A 16,543-nucleotide genomic window follows, 5' to 3' on the forward strand; every position below is an offset into this window, starting at 1 on the left:
AAGCACGCCGCCAGCGTTCGTCCTGAGCCAGGATCAAACTCTCCGTTGAAGACTCACAATCACACCCCGAAAGATGCAATCAGATCAAAAACCAGAGTCCGAAAACCCAGCAAAACAATCGCCAGCCGGAAATTAGCTGACTAAAAATGTCCGACCCTCCACACGGGGGTATGAAGAGCCGAAACCAAAAATAATTGGCACTGACATTCATCGACACACTATTGAGTTCTCAAAGAACACACGCACACACCATCGTTCGGTTTGAGCCGATTGATCGGTGAAGCAACTTTTCCAGCTTAGCTCAGCCGTGAACCCAGTTGCAAACTGGGGCCTCGTTCGAGCTAGTGTGATCGTCAGGCGCTCCTCGTCCTACCTCGTTTCCCTGGCCTCTCGCTCAGCGTTTCCGCTCAGCTCCTGGGCCCCGGGTCGGTGTCCGTGTCGCTCTGACTTGGAATAAGTTACGTGTCTGCGTGCACCATGTCAAATCCCCTGGTCAGCGCGCGTTTTGCGGAACACTTTCGGTAACTCGCCCACTGACCCGAACGCCGCGGCGCTCAATCCGTGACGCCGACCCGCGTGACATCGCCACCGAGCGCCTGCAGCTGCTCGACGAAATTCGGATATCCGCGGTCGATGTGGAAGACGTCGTGCACTTCGGTGGTCCCGTCGGCCACCAAGCCCGCGAGGACCAAACCCGCGCCGGCCCGGATGTCCGACGACCACACCGGCGCACTCGACAACCGCGGGATCCCGCGCACCACCGCGTGGTGCCCATCGGTGCGCGCGTCGGCGCCGAGCCGGATCATCTCCTCCACGAACCGGAAGCGCGCCTCGAAGATGTTCTCGGTGATCATCGAGGTGCCGTCCGCGATGGACGCGAGCCCGATGGCCATCGGCTGCAGGTCGGTGGGGAAACCGGGGAACGGCAGGGTGGAGAAGTTGACCGCGCGCGGACGCTCGGCCTGGACCACCCGGAAGCCGTCCTGCTCGAAAGAGATGCGTGCCCCCGCTGACCGCAGCTTGTCCAGCACCAGCGAGAGGTGCTTGGGGTTCACGCCGGTGACCCGGATGTCGCCGAGGGTCATCGCGGCGGCGATGCCCCAGGTCGCGGCGACGATGCGGTCTCCGATCACGCGGTGCGTGGTCGGGTGGAGACGTTCGACCCCCTGAATGGTGAGCACCGAAGTTCCCGCACCGCTGATCCGCGCGCCCATCTGCACGAGCATGTTGCACAGATCGACGATGTCGGGCTCGCGCGCCGCGTTGTCGATCACCGTCTCGCCCTCGGCGAGCACCGCCGCCATGAGGATGTTCTCGGTCGCGCCGACCGAGGGGAAGTCCAGGCGGATCCGAGCGCCCTGCAACTCGTCGGCCTTGGCCACCACACAGCCGTGTTCGATCTCGCTGGTCGCGCCGAGCAGGCGCAGACCGGCCTGATGCATGTCCAGGGGGCGGGAGCCGATGGCGTCACCGCCGGGCAGCGCGACGACGGCGCGCTTGCACCGCGCCATCAGCGGACCGAGCACGCACACCGACGCGCGGAACTGGGTCACCGCGGGGAAGTCCGCGTGATACTTCGGTTCGGCGGGCGTGGTGATGCTGACCACGCCGCCGTCGATGGTCACGTCGCAGCCGAGTCCGCGCAGGACATCACCCATCAGCGGCACGTCGAGGATGTCCGGACAGTTCGTGATCGTGGTGGTGCCCTCGGCCAGCAACGCAGCGGCCATCAGTTTGAGGACGCTGTTCTTGGCGCCCCCCACCGTGACCTCACCGACGAGTCGATTTCCGCCGGTAACCAAAAACCGTTCCATGCCGCCTCTCCGCGTATTCGGCGCACTGTTGGTGCAAGGATAGTTGGGGCGGCGCACTACGGTGCCGCCTCTCCACGACTCCCCTCGCCTCCGGACGTTTTCGCCGTTGGAGCGAGTGCCGCGGGATGGGCGTACTGCGATCTGCGAGACCTTGGCTGGCCATACCCAGTGATCGTTCGGGTACTCGCCTGGCGGTGCTACGCGATCAGACGCCCGGCCGTTCTCCGCCGGGCTTCCACAGGATATCGCCGCCGGGATTGGCCACCCGGCTCAGGATGAACAGCAGGTCCGAGAGGCGATTGAGGTACTTGGCCGGCAACACGTTGGTGTCCTCCGGATGGGTCTCGATCGCCGCCCAGGCCGAGCGCTCCGCGCGGCGGGCGACCGTACGCGCGGTGTGCAGCAGCGCCGCCAGCGGCGTACCGCCGGGCAGGATGAACGAATCGAGCGCGGGCAGCCCGGAATTGAACTCGTCGCACCATGCTTCGAGCCGATCGATGTAGGGCTGGGTGACCCGCAGCGGCGGGTACTTCGGCTCCGCGACCACGGGGGTGGAGAGATCGGCCCCGGCATCGAACAGATCGTTCTGTATCTGCCGCAGCACCGCGAGCATCGTTTCGTCCGGGTGGCCGAGGGCGATCGCGACGCCGATGGCGGCGTTCGTCTCATCGCAGTCGGCGTAGGCGACCAAGCGTGGGTCGGTTTTCGCGACCCGGGAGAAGTCGCTCAATCCCGTGGTCCCGTCATCGCCGGTCCTGGTGTAGATCCGGGTCAAGTGCACGCTCACAGCACAACCCTAACGGGCGCGGCGGGCTCGGACTGCCGATGGCCGTCGGACCGGGGACTACAGGCCCGGCATCCGCCGGGTGCGATCGGAGGGGCGGGACTCCACCCAGGAGAGAAAAGCGGTCAAGGAGTCGCGGTCGAGGGCCAGCTCGAAGTCGCCCGCGCGGTCGGACACCGCGATCACGGCGATGTCGTCGGTCATGATGTCGTACTCGTCGCCGCGCGGACCGCGGCGATCGCCGATCTCGATGCCCTGCCGCTGAATAGTGGAGTCGGGGCCGAGTTTCAGGCTGGTGAGTTTGAAGAAGACGAGACGATCCTCGTCGTAGCGGATCAGTCCGTGCCGCCACCCCTGACCGCCGCGAGCGGGGAGGACACGCAGAATCGCGGCGGTTCCGCCGCGCCGCAGCATGATCAGGCGGTAAGTCGAAGCGAGGGCGAGGAACACGAGCGTCAGCACCAGAATGATCAGGAGAACCATCCCGGTTTGCAATGCGTTCGTCCCTTCGCTCCGCCGCCGTGTGATCCACACGGTATTCCACTGGCGATGTTCACAAGATCTTCGTGGTCAGCAGGCTTCCGCCGCCGAGCCCGATGCGTACACCGCGTGCGGTCATTCAATCACGGCCCCGAGTTTACAAATGCCCCGGCCGTGTCCGACTCGCCTGAACGACGCTGTCGGCGGTGAAGAAGGCTTCACCGCCGACAGCGATCGTTCTCGATAACAGGTTGTGGTCAGGCGTTCGCGGTCTGCTCGACCGCGCGCACCCGAGCCTGCGCGGCCCGCTGCTGCTCCTCGCTGGCGTCGGAGTCGGCCAGCACCCGGCGGGCCTCCTCGACGTCCACCTCGTCGGCGAATTCCGCCGACTCGGCGAGCACCCGAACCGAGTTCGCGGTCACCGAGAAGAAGCCGCCGTGCACGGCGGCGACGACCCGCTGACCATCGGTGTCCACGATCGTTACGGTGCCGCCCTCGACCAGCTGGCCGAGCAGCGGCTCATGGCCGGCCATGATGCCGATCTGGCCCTCGGTGGTCTGCGCGCTGACGAACGTCGCCTGGCCGGACCAGAGCAGGCGTTCGACCGCGACGAGATCGACTGACATTTCCGCCATCGGTGACTACTTTCCGAGGATCTTCTTGGCGGCCGCCTCGACGTCGTCGAGACCACCGCAGCTGTTGAAGGCCTGCTCCGGGTAGTTGTCGAACTCGCCCTTGCAGACCCGGTCGAAGTCGTCGATGGTCTGCTCGAGCGGCACGACCGAACCCGGCTGACCGGTGAACTTCTCGGCCACGATGAAGTTCTGGCCGAGGAACTTCTCCAGACGACGGGCGCGGCCGACGAGCACCTTGTCCTCTTCGGACAGCTCGTCCATACCGAGGATGGCGATGATGTCCTGCAGCTCCTTGTACTTCTGCAGGATCCGCTTCACCTCGTTGGCCACCCGGAAGTGCCGGTCGCCGACGATCGAGGCCTCCAGGATGCGGGAGGTCGAGGTCAGCGGATCGACGGCCGGGTAGATGCCCTTCTGCGAGATCGGGCGGGAGAGCTCGGTCGTCGCGTCGAGGTGGGCGAAGGTGGTCGCCGGAGCCGGGTCGGTGTAGTCGTCGGCGGGCACGTAGATCGCCTGCAGCGACGTGATGGACCGACCACGGGTCGAGGTGATGCGCTCCTGCAGCTCACCCATCTCGTCGGCCAGCGTGGGCTGGTAACCGACGGCGGAGGGCATGCGGCCGAGCAGGGTCGAGACCTCGGAACCGGCCTGGGTGAACCGGAAGATGTTGTCGATGAACAGCAGCACGTCCTGGTGCTGCACGTCGCGGAAGTACTCGGCCATCGTCAGGGCCGAGAGGGCGACGCGCATACGGGTGCCCGGCGGCTCGTCCATCTGGCCGAAGACGAGGGCGGTGTCCTGGAGGACGCCCATCTCCTCCATCTCCAGGCGCAGGTCGGTGCCCTCACGGGTGCGCTCGCCGACGCCGGCGAACACCGAGGTGCCGGAGAACTCCCGCGCGATACGGGTGATCATCTCCTGGATCAGGACGGTCTTGCCGACGCCGGCGCCACCGAACAGACCGATCTTGCCACCCTTCACGTACGGGGTGAGCAGGTCGATGACCTTGATGCCCGTCTCCAGGATCTCGGTCTTGCCCTCGAGCTGGTCGAACGACGGCGGCTTGCGGTGGATGCCCCACTGCTCGCCATCGCGGCCGAGGCCGGGGGTGTCCAGGCAGTCGCCGAGCGCGTTGAAGACGTGGCCCTTGACCACGTCACCGACCGGCACCGAGATCGGCTTGCCGGTGTCGGTGACGGTGGCGCCGCGGACCAGGCCGTCGGTCGGCTGCATCGAGATGGTGCGCACGATGTTGTCGCCGAGGTGCTGGGCGACCTCGAGGGTCAGGGTCTTGGCCACCGAGGTCAGGGTGATCTCGGCGTGCAGAGCGTTGAACAGCTCGGGGATGGCTCCGCGCGGGAACTCGACGTCCACGACGGGGCCGATGACCCGGACGACGCGACCTGCGGCGCCGCCGGTCCGGCTCGTGTTGTCTTGAGTGACAGCTGCGGTCATTGGTGTTGGTTCTCTCCGTGTCGATGTGCGGCTCTCGGGAGCCGCAGGCGCTTAGTCGCGGTCCGAGCTCGACGCCAGCGCGTTCACGCCGCCGACGATTTCGCTGATTTCCTGCGTGATCTGGGCCTGACGCACCGAGTTCGCCTCGCGCTGGAGCACGCTCGCGAGCTCGTTGGCGTTGTCGGTGGCGGCCTTCATTGCGGTGCGCCGAGCCGCTGACTCGGATGCCGCTGCCTCGAGCAACGACGCGTAGATGCGCGTGTTGACGTACTTCGGCAGCAGCGCCGCCAGCAGCACATCGGCGTCGGGCTCGAATTCGTACTGCGCGTGGACGTCCGCGGTCGGGGAATCCGACACGATGTCCTCACCCAGGTCGAAGTTCTCGTCGACGTAGCTCACCTGGATCGGCGCCAAGCGGCGCACCTCAGGGGTCTGCGTCAGCATCGACACGAAGCGGGTGTACACGACGTGCAGCTCGTCGACACCGGCGATGTCACCCGTGCCGTTCGGAGCCGGCACGGCCCCGTCGGAGCCCGCCATGAAGGCATCGACCAGGTGGTGGCAGGCCGACGAAGCATCGGTGTACTTCGGCTGCTGCGAGAACCCGGTCCACGCCGACACGTACGGACGGTTGCGGAAGGCGTAATACGTCAGGCCCTTGTTGCCCATGACGTAGAGCACCGGTTCCTTGCCCTCGTCGCGCAGGGTGGTCATCAGCTCTTCGGCGCGCTTGAGCACGTTCGAGTTGTAGCCACCGCACATGCCGCTGTCACTGGTGATCACCAGCACGGCTGCCCGGCGCGGGTTGGGACGCTCGGTCAGCAGCGGATGCGACAGGTTCTTCGACGCGCTCGCCAGCTCACTGAGGACCTTGGTGATCTCCTCCGCGTACGGCTTCGCGGCCGCGACCCTCGCCTGGGCCTTGGAGATGCGCGAGGTCGCGATCAGCTCCTGGGCCTTGGTGATCTTCTTGATCGAATTCACACCACGAATGCGGGAGCGCAATTCACGCAAACTTGCCATCAGCGGTTCACACTCCCTTCATTCGCTGCGTGGGATGGGCGGCGTCCGCCGGGCAGGAAGTGGTCGCTTCCACTTCCCTGCCCGTCGCGTCCGCCGCGGATCGAATAGCGCATTTGCCGGCTCGCGTTACTTCTCGACGTGCTTGCGGGTCACCGACAGCGACTCGACCTCTTCGTGGTCGAGCTGACCCGCCTCGGCCTCGTTCACCACGGGGGTGCCGTCGGAGGTGAGGAAGGTGCCGAGGAACTTCTTGGTCGCCGCCTCGACCTGCTCGGCCGCCTCGCCGTCGAGCACCTTGCCGCCCTCGATCGCCTTGAACGCGTCGGCGGCGCTGCGGTGCAGATCCTCGAGCAGTTCGGCGTTGAAGCGGCGGATGTCGGCGACCGGGATCGAGTCGAAGTGGCCGCGGTCGACCAGGTAGATCGAGATGATCTGGTCCTCGACCGGCACCGGCGAGTACTGGTCCTGCTTGAGCAGCTCGACCCAGCGGGCGCCGCGCTCGAGCTGAGCCAGCGAGGCCGCGTCCAGGTCGGAGGCGAAGGCGGAGAACGCCTCCAGCTCGCGGTACTGCGCCAGCTCGAGGCGCAGCGAACCGGCGACCTTCTTCATGCCCTTGGTCTGGGCGGCGCCACCGACGCGGGAGACCGAGGTACCGACGTTGATCGCCGGGCGGACGCCCTTGTTGAACAGGTCGGACTCGAGGAACACCTGGCCGTCGGTGATGGAGATCACGTTGGTCGGGATGAACGCCGAGATGTCGTTGGCCTTGGTCTCGATGATCGGCAGACCGGTCATCGAGCCGCCGCCCAGCTCGTCGGACAGCTTCGCGCAGCGCTCCAGCAGACGGGAGTGCAGGTAGAAGACGTCACCGGGGTAGGCCTCGCGGCCCGGCGGACGACGCAGCAGCAGCGAGATGGCGCGGTAGGCCTCGGCCTGCTTGGTCAGGTCGTCGAACACGATGAGCACGTGCTTGCCCTGGTACATCCAGTGCTGGCCGATGGCCGAACCGGTGTAGGGGGCCAGCCACTTGAAGCCGGCGGAGTCGGAGGCCGGGGCGGCGACGATGGTGGTGTACTCCAGCGCGCCGTGCTGCTCCAGCGCGGCCTTCACGCCCGCGATGGTGGAGCCCTTCTGGCCGATGGCGACGTAGATGCAGCGGACCTGCTTGGTCGGGTCGCCGGTCTCCCAGTTGGCCTTCTGGTTCAGGATCGCGTCGATGCAGACCGCGGTCTTGCCGGTCTTGCGGTCGCCGATGATCAGCTGACGCTGGCCGCGGCCGATGGCGGTCAGCGCGTCGATCGCGGTGATGCCGGTGGCCAGCGGCTCCTCGACCGGCTGGCGCTCCAGCACGGTCGCGGCCTGCAGCTCGAGCACGCGCTGTTCCTCGGACTCGATCTCGCCGAGGCCGTCGATCGGCTGGCCCAGCGGGTTCACCACGCGGCCGAGGAACTTGTCGCCGACCGGAACCGAGAGCACGTCACCGGTCCTGCGGACCTCCTGGCCCTCCTCGATCTCGGCGAACTCGCCGAGGATGACCGCACCGATCTCACGGTCCTCGAGGTTCAGCGCGACGCCGAGCACGCCGCCCGGGAACTCGAGCAGCTCGTTGGCCATCGCCGAAGGCAGGCCGCTGACGTGCGCGATGCCGTCACTGGTGTCGGTGACCACACCGACTTCTTCGATGGAGGTCTCGGGGGTGTAGCTCTTGGTGTAGCTCTCGATCGCGCTACGGATCTCGTCGGAGGAGATCGTCAGCTCCGCCATGTTCTTCCTGCTCTCGCTGTCTGGGTCTGGAATGTCGGGGGTGGTGGAAGCGCGCTAGGTCAGGGCCCTGCGCATCTTCTCCAGTCGGCCGATGGCGCTGCCGTCGATCACGTCGTCACCGACGCGCACCACGACTCCGCTCAGCAAACTCGGGTCGACCTGGATGTGCACCGTGGTCGCCTTGCCGTAGATGCGCCGCAGCGAGGCGGCCAGCCGGTCGCGCTGCTGCTCGGTGAGCCCGATCGCGGCGCGCACGTGCGCGACGATCTGATCGCGGCGCGCCGCCGCGAGGTCGGACAGCTCGTCGAAGGCGGCGCTGATGCCCGACCGCTGCCTGGTCACCACCTGCTCCGCCAGGGTCAGGGTGATGGGCTCCGTCTTGCCCGCGAGCAGCCGTTGGACCAGCTCGCCCTTGGCCGAAGCCGGCTGCGACCGGTCCGAGAGCGCCTGCTCCAACTCGGGATTGTCGCTGATGATCCGGCCGAGCCGGAACAGCTCGTCCTCGACCGCTTCGATCCGGCCGCGCTGGGCCGCCGACTCCAGCAACGCCTCCTGGCCGAGCAACACCAAGGTGTCCACCAGGTCGGAGGTGCGCGACCAGTTCTCGGCCACCGCGGTGGTCAGCACTGCCAGCGTGGCAGCGCTGACCTTGCCGCCGAAAACCCGCTCGCTGAGTTCCGCGCGCACGGAACCCGGCACCGACACGTCCGCGAGCGCCACACGCAGCGAACGCTGGTCGTCCAGCACGGCGACAACGGCGAACAGTTCCGAGCCCGTCGTGGCCGCAGCACTGTCGCTTCCGGTCAGAGCGGCCCGAAGCGCCTCCCGAGACCGGGCACTGGCCTCGCGGCTCGCTGCGTACATGCTTCTCACTTTCGCGTCGTTACCTTCCGACCCCGATGCCTGCGTCGGTCTGGTCGAGCTCGTCGAGGAACCGGTCGATCGAGGCCGCCTGCTTGGCCTCGTCCGAAACCGACTGCCCGATGATCTTCTCGGCCAGGTCGACGGCCGTGCGGCCGACCTCGTGGCGCAGCTCCGTCAGGATCTGCTGGCGCTGTGCTTCCAGCTGGGTGTGACCCGCCGCGATGATGCGGTCGGCCTCGGCCTGGGCCTCCGAGCGCATCTGCGCCAGGATCTCCTGGCCCTGGGTGCGCGCGTCCTCACGGATGCGCGCGGCCTCGAGCCGGGCGTCGGCCAGTTGCTGCTGGTACTGCTGCAGGGTGAGCTGAGCTTCTTCCTGCGCGGCTTCCGCGCGAGCGATGCCGCCTTCGATCTTCTCGGAACGCTCGTCGAGCGTCTTCATCAAGCGCGGGACCACGTACTTGTAGAACAGGGCCGCGATGATGACGACGCAGACGATCGACCAGACGATGTCGTACGTTTCGGGGACGAGAGGATTCACATCCTCTCCCTCCGCCGCCGCGAGCAAAACTGACTCGTACATCGGAATCAGAAAATGAAGCCGGCGACGAGACCGATGAGGGCGAGGGCCTCGGTGAACGCGATACCGAGGAACATGTTGGTGCGGATCGTGCCCTGCAGCTCGGGCTGACGCGCGATGCCCTCGATCGCCTTACCGACGACGATGCCGACGCCGATGCCGGGGCCGATCGCGGCGAGACCGTAGCCGACGGCGCCCAGGCCCTTGAAGGTGCTCTCGTTGGTGGCGGCTTCCTGGGCCAGGTAAGCGAGGCTCATGAGTCTTCCATTCCCTTTCTGTTGCTCACCCGCCGGTCGGCGTGGTGTAGCAGGTTTCCGGTAGTTGTGTCGGTCGGGTCAGTGATCGGCCGCGTGCTGTGCGAGTCCGATGTATACGGCGGTCAGCAGCGCAAACACGTAAGCCTGCAGGAAGATGACCAACAGCTCGAAGAGCGTGAATCCGAGTCCGGCCAGCAGCGAGAACGGCGAGAACACCTTCATCCACGCGGTGGCGTCGAACAGGAAGAACCAGGTCGCGCTGAAGAACAGCACCAGCATGATGTGGCCGGCCAGCATGTTCGCCATGAGTCGGACGGTCAGCGTGAACGGGCGCAGGATGAAGGTCGAGACGAACTCGATCGGAATCAGCAGCACGTGCAGCGCGGGGGGAACGTTCGGAACGACGATGCTGCTGCGCATGTAGTTGAAGAAGCCGTACTTCCTGATACCGACGTAGTTGAACGCCAGGTACGCGATGACGGCCAGCACCAGCGGCATGCCGATTCGGGCGTTCGACGAGATGTTCAACCCCGGAACGACACCCGAGAAGTTCAGAAAGAGGACCGTGAAGAAGATCGTCGCGATCAGCGGGAAGAACTTCCGTCCCGTTTCCTTGCCGAGAACCTCGTCGCAGATCTGCTCCTTGACGAAGACCAGGCCGATTTCGGCGACATTCTGCAGGCCGCGCGGAACGATCCGGGGCGAGCGGAATGCCAGCACCATCACGACCACGAGAACGGCCGTCATCAGAATGCGGATCAGCATCAATCGATCGAGTTCGAACGGCGTTCCCTCGAACAGCACAGCTGGAGGGAAGAAGTCGGTAAGCGACGGCGCGTGGAACTCGGCCGCCAGAGTGGTGACGCTCAGCGTTCTCTCCCGTGTTCGGGCCGCGGGTACGGTCATTCCCGCGGTTCGATCGGACATTGACGATCAATTTGGGTCGACTCAGGTCGGCTCGAAGTTCGTCAGCAGCTGTGCGGTGGTTCGAAATCCACCAGGCGTCTGTACGTGTGTCGGCGACATTCGTCGACATGCAGAACCGGAACACCCCTCGGAGCCCGGCACGGCAGTAAGCATAGCGACCCATGCAGGGGATCTCGGCGGTGACCCCTCACTGATCCCCGACTTGGTCGCTTGCTTACCAACACTTTACCAAGTCATCTACGACAGCGTGTAGGGGGTGGGGGTTTTCGTTACTCCCGAGTACCGGACGCGGGTTCGGAGTCGGTCGTCGTGACGTACGGAACCCTCTGCCGCACAACGCCATAGGTCTCCGCGCCGAGCACGATGATCAAGGCGCCGACCACGGTGAAGAACAGGACGACGCGGTCGTAGAAGTCGAACCGCTGGAGGATCGCGACGACGATCAGCGCCACCAGGAGCTTGAGCACCCAGCTGACCAGCATGACCAGACCAGCGGTGCTCGGCGGCAGTTTCGCGCCGAACAGCACCACGGCCGCGGTGGTGAGGATGAAGCCACCGCCGATCGCGGCGCCGAGCACCGCGCCCCAGACGCCGGGGACACCCGAGACGGCCGCGCCGAGCGCGACCGACAGGACCACCAGCACGCCCAGGCCGATCAGTCCGTAACGCAGCGCGGAGCGCAGCGGCGCGTCGGGGCCGGGGACGGGTCTGGGTGTGAAGCTCACAGCCGCCGACTTTACCCGGACGCCGATCCGTCGCCCGCCGGGTCCCCACGCCGCAGCCCGGGAACGGCGGTGATCACCAACGCGAAAACCAGCCCGCCCGCCATCAGCAATACGACCAGCCTGCGATCCATCAGCGAGGTGCCGACCGCGCCGAAGGCGAGCACGCCGACCCACAAATAGATCAGCAACACCACGCGCCGATGGGAATGACCGATCTGCAGCAAGCGATGATGCAGGTGCATTTTGTCCGGCGTCGAGAAACTCACGCCGGCGCGCACCCGGCGCACAATGGCGAGCAACAGGTCGAGCACCGGAATGAACATCACCGCGCCGACCAGCAACAGCGGAGAAAGCAGACCGACGATGTCGCGCGGGCCGTATCCCTGCAGCGGGATTCGCCCCGAGGCGCCGGTCGAGACCGCGGCCAGCATCAATCCGATGAGCATCGAGCCGGAGTCGCCCATGAAAATGCGGGCGGGCTGGAAATTGTGCGGCAGGAATCCCAGGCAGCCACCCGCGAGCGCCGCGGCGAGCAGCGCGGGCGGATAGGTGTCGACCGAGCCGCCCTGCTCGTTCATCAGACCGAGGCAGAACACGAAGACCGCCAGCGCGGCGATCAGTCCCAAACCCGCCGCCAAGCCGTCCAGACCGTCGACGAAGTTCATGGCGTTGACCAGGGTGACGGTGACCGCGACCGTGACCAGACCGCCCTGCAGTCCGTCCAGCACCACCGTGGTGTTGCTGAACGGGTTGTAGATGACGTACCAGCCAAGGCCCATGACGGCCATCACGCCCGCCGCCGTCACCTGACCCGCGAACTTCGTCAGCGCGTCGAGCCCCCAGCGGTCGTCGACGATGCCGACCAGCACGATGATCGTGGCGGCCACCAGCACGGCGATCGGGATATTGGGTTTGTAGTCGAAGCCGCTGCGCAGCGCGGGCAGCTGGTGGGCGAACAGCACCGCGGCGACCACGCCGATGTACATGCCGACGCCGCCCATCCGCGGAATCGGTTTGACGTGCACGTCGCGGTCACGCGGCACGGCCACCGCGCCGAAGCCGATCGCGAGCACCCGCACCCCACCGGTGGCCAGGAACGTCACCACCGCGGAGATGAGCAGCACGACGAGCAGCTCCCGGAGCGGGACGACGGCGCTCGAACCCATCATCCGAGCTGGGCGGCGCCGCTGAGCGCTTCCGGCGACATGCCGAGCACCTCGGCGATGTCGGCGACGGGCACCGCGCCCACGCGCAGGATCCGCGGCTGGTCGGCGGTCAGGTCCACGATGGTCGAGGCGACCGCGTGTTCGGCAGGGCCGCCGTCGAGATACACCCCCACCAGGTCGCCGAGCTGCTCGCGGGCCTCGGCGGCGGTCTTCGCGGGCGGTTGCCCCGACACGTTGGCGCTGGACACCGCCAGCGGACCGACCTCACGCAACAGTTCGAGCGCGACCGGGTGCAGCGGCATCCGCAGCATCACCGTCCCGCGGGTGTCGCCGAGATCCCAGGCGAGCGAAGGCGCTTGCTGCACAACCAGACTCAGACCGCCGGGCCAGAACGCCCGGATCAGCTCGCGCGCCTGCGGGCGCACCGAGAACACCAAGCCGTCGATGGTGTGCCAGGAACCGACGAGCACCGGGACCGGCATGTCCCTGCCGCGGCGCTTGGCCGCGAGCAGCGAACTCACCGCGGCCGAATCGAACGCGTCGGCGCCGAGCCCGTACAGGGTGTCGGTGGGCAGCACGACCAGCCGTCCGGATTTCAGGGCGCTGGTGGCTGCGGACAGTCCGGCGGCGCGCGAGTCGGGATCCGCGCAGTCGTAGACGGTACTCACGGCAACCATCCTGGCATGCTGGGCCGCCTCTCCGAGAACTCAGGCCGTACTAGTGGGGTGAAACGAGAGTTGCGTTCAGGTCTTGCGCCGGGTGCCGAGCGAGTTCTGAGCGTGCCCGGCGAGTTACCCATGTGCGTACGAAATCTGTTGTCACGTGGGATGCGGCGGCTGCCGCCGCGCATCGGGAGCGTCCTCGACGCGACCTTTGCGGCTCGGAACCATGCCTGGATCCGTACTCCGCCGCACCGCACGCCATCGTCTCGCACCCCCGCCGTTGTTCGGTTGCGCGGTGCCGCGTGGAGGTCGCGCCGGTGACGCGTTTGTTCCTCGGCCCAGCGACCGGTCGCGAGACGTCCCGCGCCACCAGTTCATGCGAGGCCGCCTCGCAGTCGTGCAGGCGTCGTCGTGTTGCTTCATCCGGCGGTGCGGTCGTCAGAGGACGCGACCATCAGCGGAATGTGCTCGGTCGGCAGCACAGGCGCCGGGAAGGACCACACGGATTCGGTGCGCAACGGCGCGGGAGACCGTGCAGAGGACCTGCTCATGTGTGCGTTGCGGCGACGAAGCGGGGCTTGCCCGCGAGGTCGGGGTGTTCGACGACGTCGGTGAAGGCGCCGGTGGCGGTGAGGAGGGCGGCTACGCCGGAGCCGTTGGTGTCGTCGTGTTCGATGGCGGTGGCTCCGCCGGGGCGCAGCAGTCTGGTGATGTTCGGAATCATGCCGCGAATGACCGCTAGACCGTCGGGGCCGCCGAACAGGGCGATGGACGGATCGTGGTCGGCCACTTCGGGATCGAGCGGGGCGCCTTCGGGGATGTAGGGCGGGTTGGACACCACGATGTCAACGCGGCCGTTCAGGTCGGTGAGCAGAGCGGGATCGGTGGCGTCGTCGGCGTAGAGGGTGATCGGGGTATCGCCCGCGGCGATCCGGTCGTCGGCGTTGCGCCGCGCCCAGACCAGCGCGGCGGGATCGAGTTCGACGGCGTGCACCTCGGCGTCGGGGCGCGTGTGCGCCACGGCCAGCGCGAGCGCGCCCGAACCGGTGCACAGGTCGACGACGACCGGCGCGTGATCGTGCGGCAGCGCTTCCAGCTGCGCCAGCGCCCACGCGTACAGCAACTCGGTCTCCGGGCGCGGCACGAAGACGCCGGGGCCGACCGCGAGGTCCAGCGCGCCCATCACGGCGGTGCCGATCAAGTGCTGCAACGGGATTCGCTCGGCCCGGCGGGCGACCAGCTCCCGGTAGGCGGCCAGCTGGGCGGGCGAGACGAGCGGGGTCAGCATCAGCCTGGTCCGCTGCACGCCGAGGACGTGCGCAGCCAGATGCTCGGCGTCGGCCTGCGGGCTGTGCACCCCGGCGGTCCGCAACGTCTCGACGGCCTCGTTGATAGCGGGGCGCAGCGCTACTCGGGTGGTCATTCCGCGGCCATACGCGCTTCGCGATCCGCCTTCCCCAGAGCGTCCAGCAGGGCGTCGAGATCCCCGTCCAGCACGGCGTCGAGGTTGTGCGCCTTGAAGCCGATCCGATGGTCGGTGATCCGGTTCTCCGGGAAGTTGTAGGTGCGGATGCGCTCGGAGCGGTCCACCGTGCGGATCTGGCTGGCGCGGCCCGCCGCCGCCTCCTGATCGGCCTGCTCTTCCGCCAGCGCCTGCAGCCGCGCCGCGAGCACCTGCATGGCGCGCGCCTTGTTCTGCAGCTGGGAACGCTCGTTCTGGCAGGTGACCACGATGCCGGAGGGCAGATGGGTGATGCGTACCGCGGAATCGGTGGTGTTGACGCCCTGACCGCCCTTGCCGGAGGAGCGGTACACGTCGATGCGCAGATCGGTCTCGTCGATCTGCACCGCTTCGATCTCGTCGGGCTCCGGGTAGATCAGCACGCCCGCCGCCGAGGTGTGGATGCGGCCCTGCGATTCGGTCACCGGGACGCGCTGCACCCGGTGCACACCGCCCTCGAACTTGAATCGCGACCAGACACCGTCGCGCGCCGCGTCGCGGCTCTTGATCGACAGCGTCGCCTCTTTGTATCCGCCCAGGTCGGACAGGGCGACGTCAAGGATCTCGGCCTTCCAGCCGTGGCGCTCGGCATACCGCACGTACATGCGGGCCAGGTCGGCGGCGAACAGGGCGGACTCCTCGCCGCCCTCGCCGGACTTCACCTCGAGCACGACGTCGTCGCCGTCGTGCGGATCGCGCGGCGCCAACAGGTCGGCGAGGGCCTGTTCCAGTTCCTCGACCTGCCGTTCCAGATCCGGGACCTCCGCGGCGAACGCGGAGTCGTCGGCGGCGAGTTCCTTCGCGGCCGACAGGTCGTCGCGCGCGGTCTCGAGCTTGCGGTAGGTCGCCATGACCGGGGCCAGCTCGGCGAACCGCTTGCCGACCCGGCGCGCGGCGCCCGCATCGTTGTGCAGCGACGGATCGGCCAGCTGCGTCTCCAAGCCGGCGTACTCGGCCAGAATGTCGTCGATGGCGGACGGTTGCGTCACGGTGCTTCCTTCTCCTGGTAGCTGTCCAGACAAAACACCGACGCCCGGCCTGCGCAGCAGGACCGGGCGTCGGCGAGGAAGCTACTTGGCGTCGGCCTTCTTGCCTGCACGCTTGCCGTAGCGGGCCTCGAAGCGGGCCACGCGACCACCGGTGTCGAGGATCTTCTGCTTGCCGGTGTAGAACGGGTGGCACTGCGAGCAGACCTCGACGGTGATGTGTCCCGACTCCTTGGTGCTGCGAGTCTGGAAGGTGTTGCCGCAACCACAGACGACCGTGGTGTCGACATACGCCGGGTGAATTCCTGCCTTCATGGATGTCCTCTCGATTGTGGTCGCCGGGTCGCCCGCGCGAAAGCGCGCGAAGCGTGAACCGGAACCGACTAGGCGGGAGCTCTGCTCACCTGAGCAGACGCAACGACCGTTCAGTATGCCAGAACTGCCGTTACGCTCCCAAAACGCCCCCGGCGAGCGGTTTGTTCCCGCCCAGGTACTCCCCCACCGTTCGCGCCCCCGGAAGTCCGGGCACGCGAATCCGCGCCGCCTCCGGGACCCTGAAGTCGGGTAGTCCGCTACTCATGAATATGAACGAATTCGTTCATAGAGTTGCAGACCTGGTGCACATCGGCGTGCCGAGACAGGAAGGAGACCCCGTGAACATCCGAATCGCGGCCGCGATTTTCGTTCTACTGACTCTCTCGGTCGCCATCGGTGTATCCGCACTCCCCGACCTGGCGAACTATCCCGCGCCGAAGAACGCCGTGTACGTCCAGACCTCGGAATCCGCCACTCCCGATCCCGACGGCGGGGCCTGCGGACTGATCCTCGCGGTCCTGATCGGCGGCGCGGCCACGGTGGGCCTCGTCTTCTTCGCTCCCCAGACGCCGAAAGGGTCCCGCATCAGCGGGACCCTTTCGGCCGTT

General features: G+C 67.0%; 18 protein-coding genes. All 18 read right to left on the reverse strand.

Going from position 1 to position 16,543, the window contains the following annotated elements; all coding sequences use genetic code 11:
• Positions 1-554: 554 nt before the first annotated feature.
• The 18 genes from murA to U3653_RS15580 all read right to left on the reverse strand — a co-directional run bounded on the left by murA (position 555) and on the right by U3653_RS15580 (position 16,521).
• Complete coding sequence (murA, locus tag U3653_RS15495; RefSeq protein ID WP_067811483.1) at positions 555-1,814, reverse strand: UDP-N-acetylglucosamine 1-carboxyvinyltransferase; 1,260 nt, start codon at positions 1,812-1,814, stop codon at positions 555-557.
• A 205-nt stretch (positions 1,815-2,019) separates the two neighbouring features.
• A complete protein-coding gene (locus U3653_RS15500; protein ID WP_195080609.1) occupies positions 2,020-2,601 on the reverse strand; it encodes a cob(I)yrinic acid a,c-diamide adenosyltransferase in 582 nt (193 codons plus the stop codon).
• A 57-nt stretch (positions 2,602-2,658) separates the two neighbouring features.
• Entirely contained in the window at positions 2,659-3,081 is a 423-nt protein-coding gene (locus U3653_RS15505) for a DUF2550 domain-containing protein (RefSeq protein ID WP_067811477.1), read from the reverse strand.
• A gap of 254 nt (positions 3,082-3,335) precedes the next feature.
• Positions 3,336-3,713 (reverse strand): F0F1 ATP synthase subunit epsilon, encoded by a 378-nt coding sequence (locus tag U3653_RS15510; RefSeq protein WP_159839198.1) that lies wholly within the window; start codon positions 3,711-3,713, stop codon positions 3,336-3,338.
• Between the two features lie 6 nt (positions 3,714-3,719).
• Complete coding sequence (gene atpD, locus U3653_RS15515) at positions 3,720-5,168, reverse strand: F0F1 ATP synthase subunit beta (RefSeq protein ID WP_067811471.1); 1,449 nt, start codon at positions 5,166-5,168, stop codon at positions 3,720-3,722.
• Positions 5,169-5,219: 51 nt separating this feature from the next.
• On the reverse strand, positions 5,220-6,191 hold the full coding sequence (locus U3653_RS15520; protein WP_067811469.1) for a F0F1 ATP synthase subunit gamma: 972 nt from the start codon (positions 6,189-6,191) through the stop codon (positions 5,220-5,222).
• A gap of 126 nt (positions 6,192-6,317) precedes the next feature.
• A complete protein-coding gene (atpA, locus tag U3653_RS15525; protein ID WP_067811466.1) occupies positions 6,318-7,955 on the reverse strand; it encodes a F0F1 ATP synthase subunit alpha in 1,638 nt (545 codons plus the stop codon).
• A 54-nt stretch (positions 7,956-8,009) separates the two neighbouring features.
• A complete protein-coding gene (locus U3653_RS15530; RefSeq protein ID WP_195080608.1) occupies positions 8,010-8,819 on the reverse strand; it encodes a F0F1 ATP synthase subunit delta in 810 nt (269 codons plus the stop codon).
• Between the two features lie 19 nt (positions 8,820-8,838).
• A complete protein-coding gene (locus U3653_RS15535) occupies positions 8,839-9,399 on the reverse strand; it encodes a F0F1 ATP synthase subunit B (RefSeq protein WP_067811460.1) in 561 nt (186 codons plus the stop codon).
• Positions 9,400-9,404: 5 nt separating this feature from the next.
• Entirely contained in the window at positions 9,405-9,653 is a 249-nt protein-coding gene (locus tag U3653_RS15540) for an ATP synthase F0 subunit C (protein WP_039796339.1), read from the reverse strand.
• A 78-nt stretch (positions 9,654-9,731) separates the two neighbouring features.
• A complete protein-coding gene (atpB, locus tag U3653_RS15545) occupies positions 9,732-10,559 on the reverse strand; it encodes a F0F1 ATP synthase subunit A (RefSeq protein WP_195080607.1) in 828 nt (275 codons plus the stop codon).
• Between the two features lie 290 nt (positions 10,560-10,849).
• Complete coding sequence (locus U3653_RS15550) at positions 10,850-11,305, reverse strand: Cg1360 family ATP-synthase-associated protein (RefSeq protein WP_195080606.1); 456 nt, start codon at positions 11,303-11,305, stop codon at positions 10,850-10,852.
• Positions 11,306-11,316: 11 nt separating this feature from the next.
• Positions 11,317-12,474: a glycosyltransferase family 4 protein gene (locus tag U3653_RS15555; RefSeq protein WP_195080605.1), complete on the reverse strand. Its 1,158-nt coding sequence runs from the start codon at positions 12,472-12,474 to the stop codon at positions 11,317-11,319.
• A complete protein-coding gene (locus U3653_RS15560) occupies positions 12,471-13,139 on the reverse strand; it encodes an L-threonylcarbamoyladenylate synthase (protein WP_195080651.1) in 669 nt (222 codons plus the stop codon). Before U3653_RS15560 ends, U3653_RS15555 begins: the two co-directional genes overlap by 4 nt.
• 541 nt (positions 13,140-13,680) lie before the next feature.
• Positions 13,681-14,556, reverse strand: a complete 876-nt coding sequence (gene prmC, locus U3653_RS15565) for a peptide chain release factor N(5)-glutamine methyltransferase (protein ID WP_195080604.1) — start codon at positions 14,554-14,556, stop codon at positions 13,681-13,683.
• Entirely contained in the window at positions 14,553-15,623 is a 1,071-nt protein-coding gene (prfA, locus tag U3653_RS15570; RefSeq protein ID WP_195080603.1) for a peptide chain release factor 1, read from the reverse strand. Before prfA ends, prmC begins: the two co-directional genes overlap by 4 nt.
• 81 nt (positions 15,624-15,704) lie before the next feature.
• On the reverse strand, positions 15,705-15,935 hold the full coding sequence (rpmE, locus tag U3653_RS15575) for a 50S ribosomal protein L31 (RefSeq protein WP_011207583.1): 231 nt from the start codon (positions 15,933-15,935) through the stop codon (positions 15,705-15,707).
• A 424-nt stretch (positions 15,936-16,359) separates the two neighbouring features.
• Positions 16,360-16,521 carry a hypothetical protein gene (locus tag U3653_RS15580; RefSeq protein ID WP_323123962.1) on the reverse strand — a complete coding sequence of 54 codons (162 nt, stop codon included), beginning with the start codon at positions 16,519-16,521 and terminating at the stop codon, positions 16,360-16,362.
• Between the last annotated feature and the right edge of the window lie 22 nt (positions 16,522-16,543).

The sequence above is a fragment of the Nocardia implantans genome, assembly GCF_035544775.1.
GTDB classification, from domain to species: domain Bacteria; phylum Actinomycetota; class Actinomycetes; order Mycobacteriales; family Mycobacteriaceae; genus Nocardia; species Nocardia implantans.

Coding starts and splice junctions, on each gene's coding strand:
- U3653_RS15530 (WP_195080608.1), bottom strand. CDS start 8,819: ATGTACGCAGCGAGCCGCGAGGCCAGTGCCCGGTCTCGGGAGGCGCTT.
- U3653_RS15520 (WP_067811469.1), bottom strand. CDS start 6,191: ATGGCAAGTTTGCGTGAATTGCGCTCCCGCATTCGTGGTGTGAATTCG.
- atpA (WP_067811466.1), bottom strand. CDS start 7,955: ATGGCGGAGCTGACGATCTCCTCCGACGAGATCCGTAGCGCGATCGAG.
- U3653_RS15580 (WP_323123962.1), bottom strand. CDS start 16,521: ATGCGGGACCCTTTCGGCGTCTGGGGAGCGAAGAAGACGAGGCCCACC.
- atpB (WP_195080607.1), bottom strand. CDS start 10,559: ATGACCGTACCCGCGGCCCGAACACGGGAGAGAACGCTGAGCGTCACC.
- U3653_RS15540 (WP_039796339.1), bottom strand. CDS start 9,653: ATGAGCCTCGCTTACCTGGCCCAGGAAGCCGCCACCAACGAGAGCACC.
- rpmE (WP_011207583.1), bottom strand. CDS start 15,935: ATGAAGGCAGGAATTCACCCGGCGTATGTCGACACCACGGTCGTCTGT.
- U3653_RS15510 (WP_159839198.1), bottom strand. CDS start 3,713: ATGGCGGAAATGTCAGTCGATCTCGTCGCGGTCGAACGCCTGCTCTGG.
- U3653_RS15505 (WP_067811477.1), bottom strand. CDS start 3,081: ATGGTTCTCCTGATCATTCTGGTGCTGACGCTCGTGTTCCTCGCCCTC.
- prmC (WP_195080604.1), bottom strand. CDS start 14,556: ATGACCACCCGAGTAGCGCTGCGCCCCGCTATCAACGAGGCCGTCGAG.
- atpD (WP_067811471.1), bottom strand. CDS start 5,168: ATGACCGCAGCTGTCACTCAAGACAACACGAGCCGGACCGGCGGCGCC.
- murA (WP_067811483.1), bottom strand. CDS start 1,814: ATGGAACGGTTTTTGGTTACCGGCGGAAATCGACTCGTCGGTGAGGTC.
- U3653_RS15555 (WP_195080605.1), bottom strand. CDS start 12,474: ATGATGGGTTCGAGCGCCGTCGTCCCGCTCCGGGAGCTGCTCGTCGTG.
- U3653_RS15535 (WP_067811460.1), bottom strand. CDS start 9,399: ATGTACGAGTCAGTTTTGCTCGCGGCGGCGGAGGGAGAGGATGTGAAT.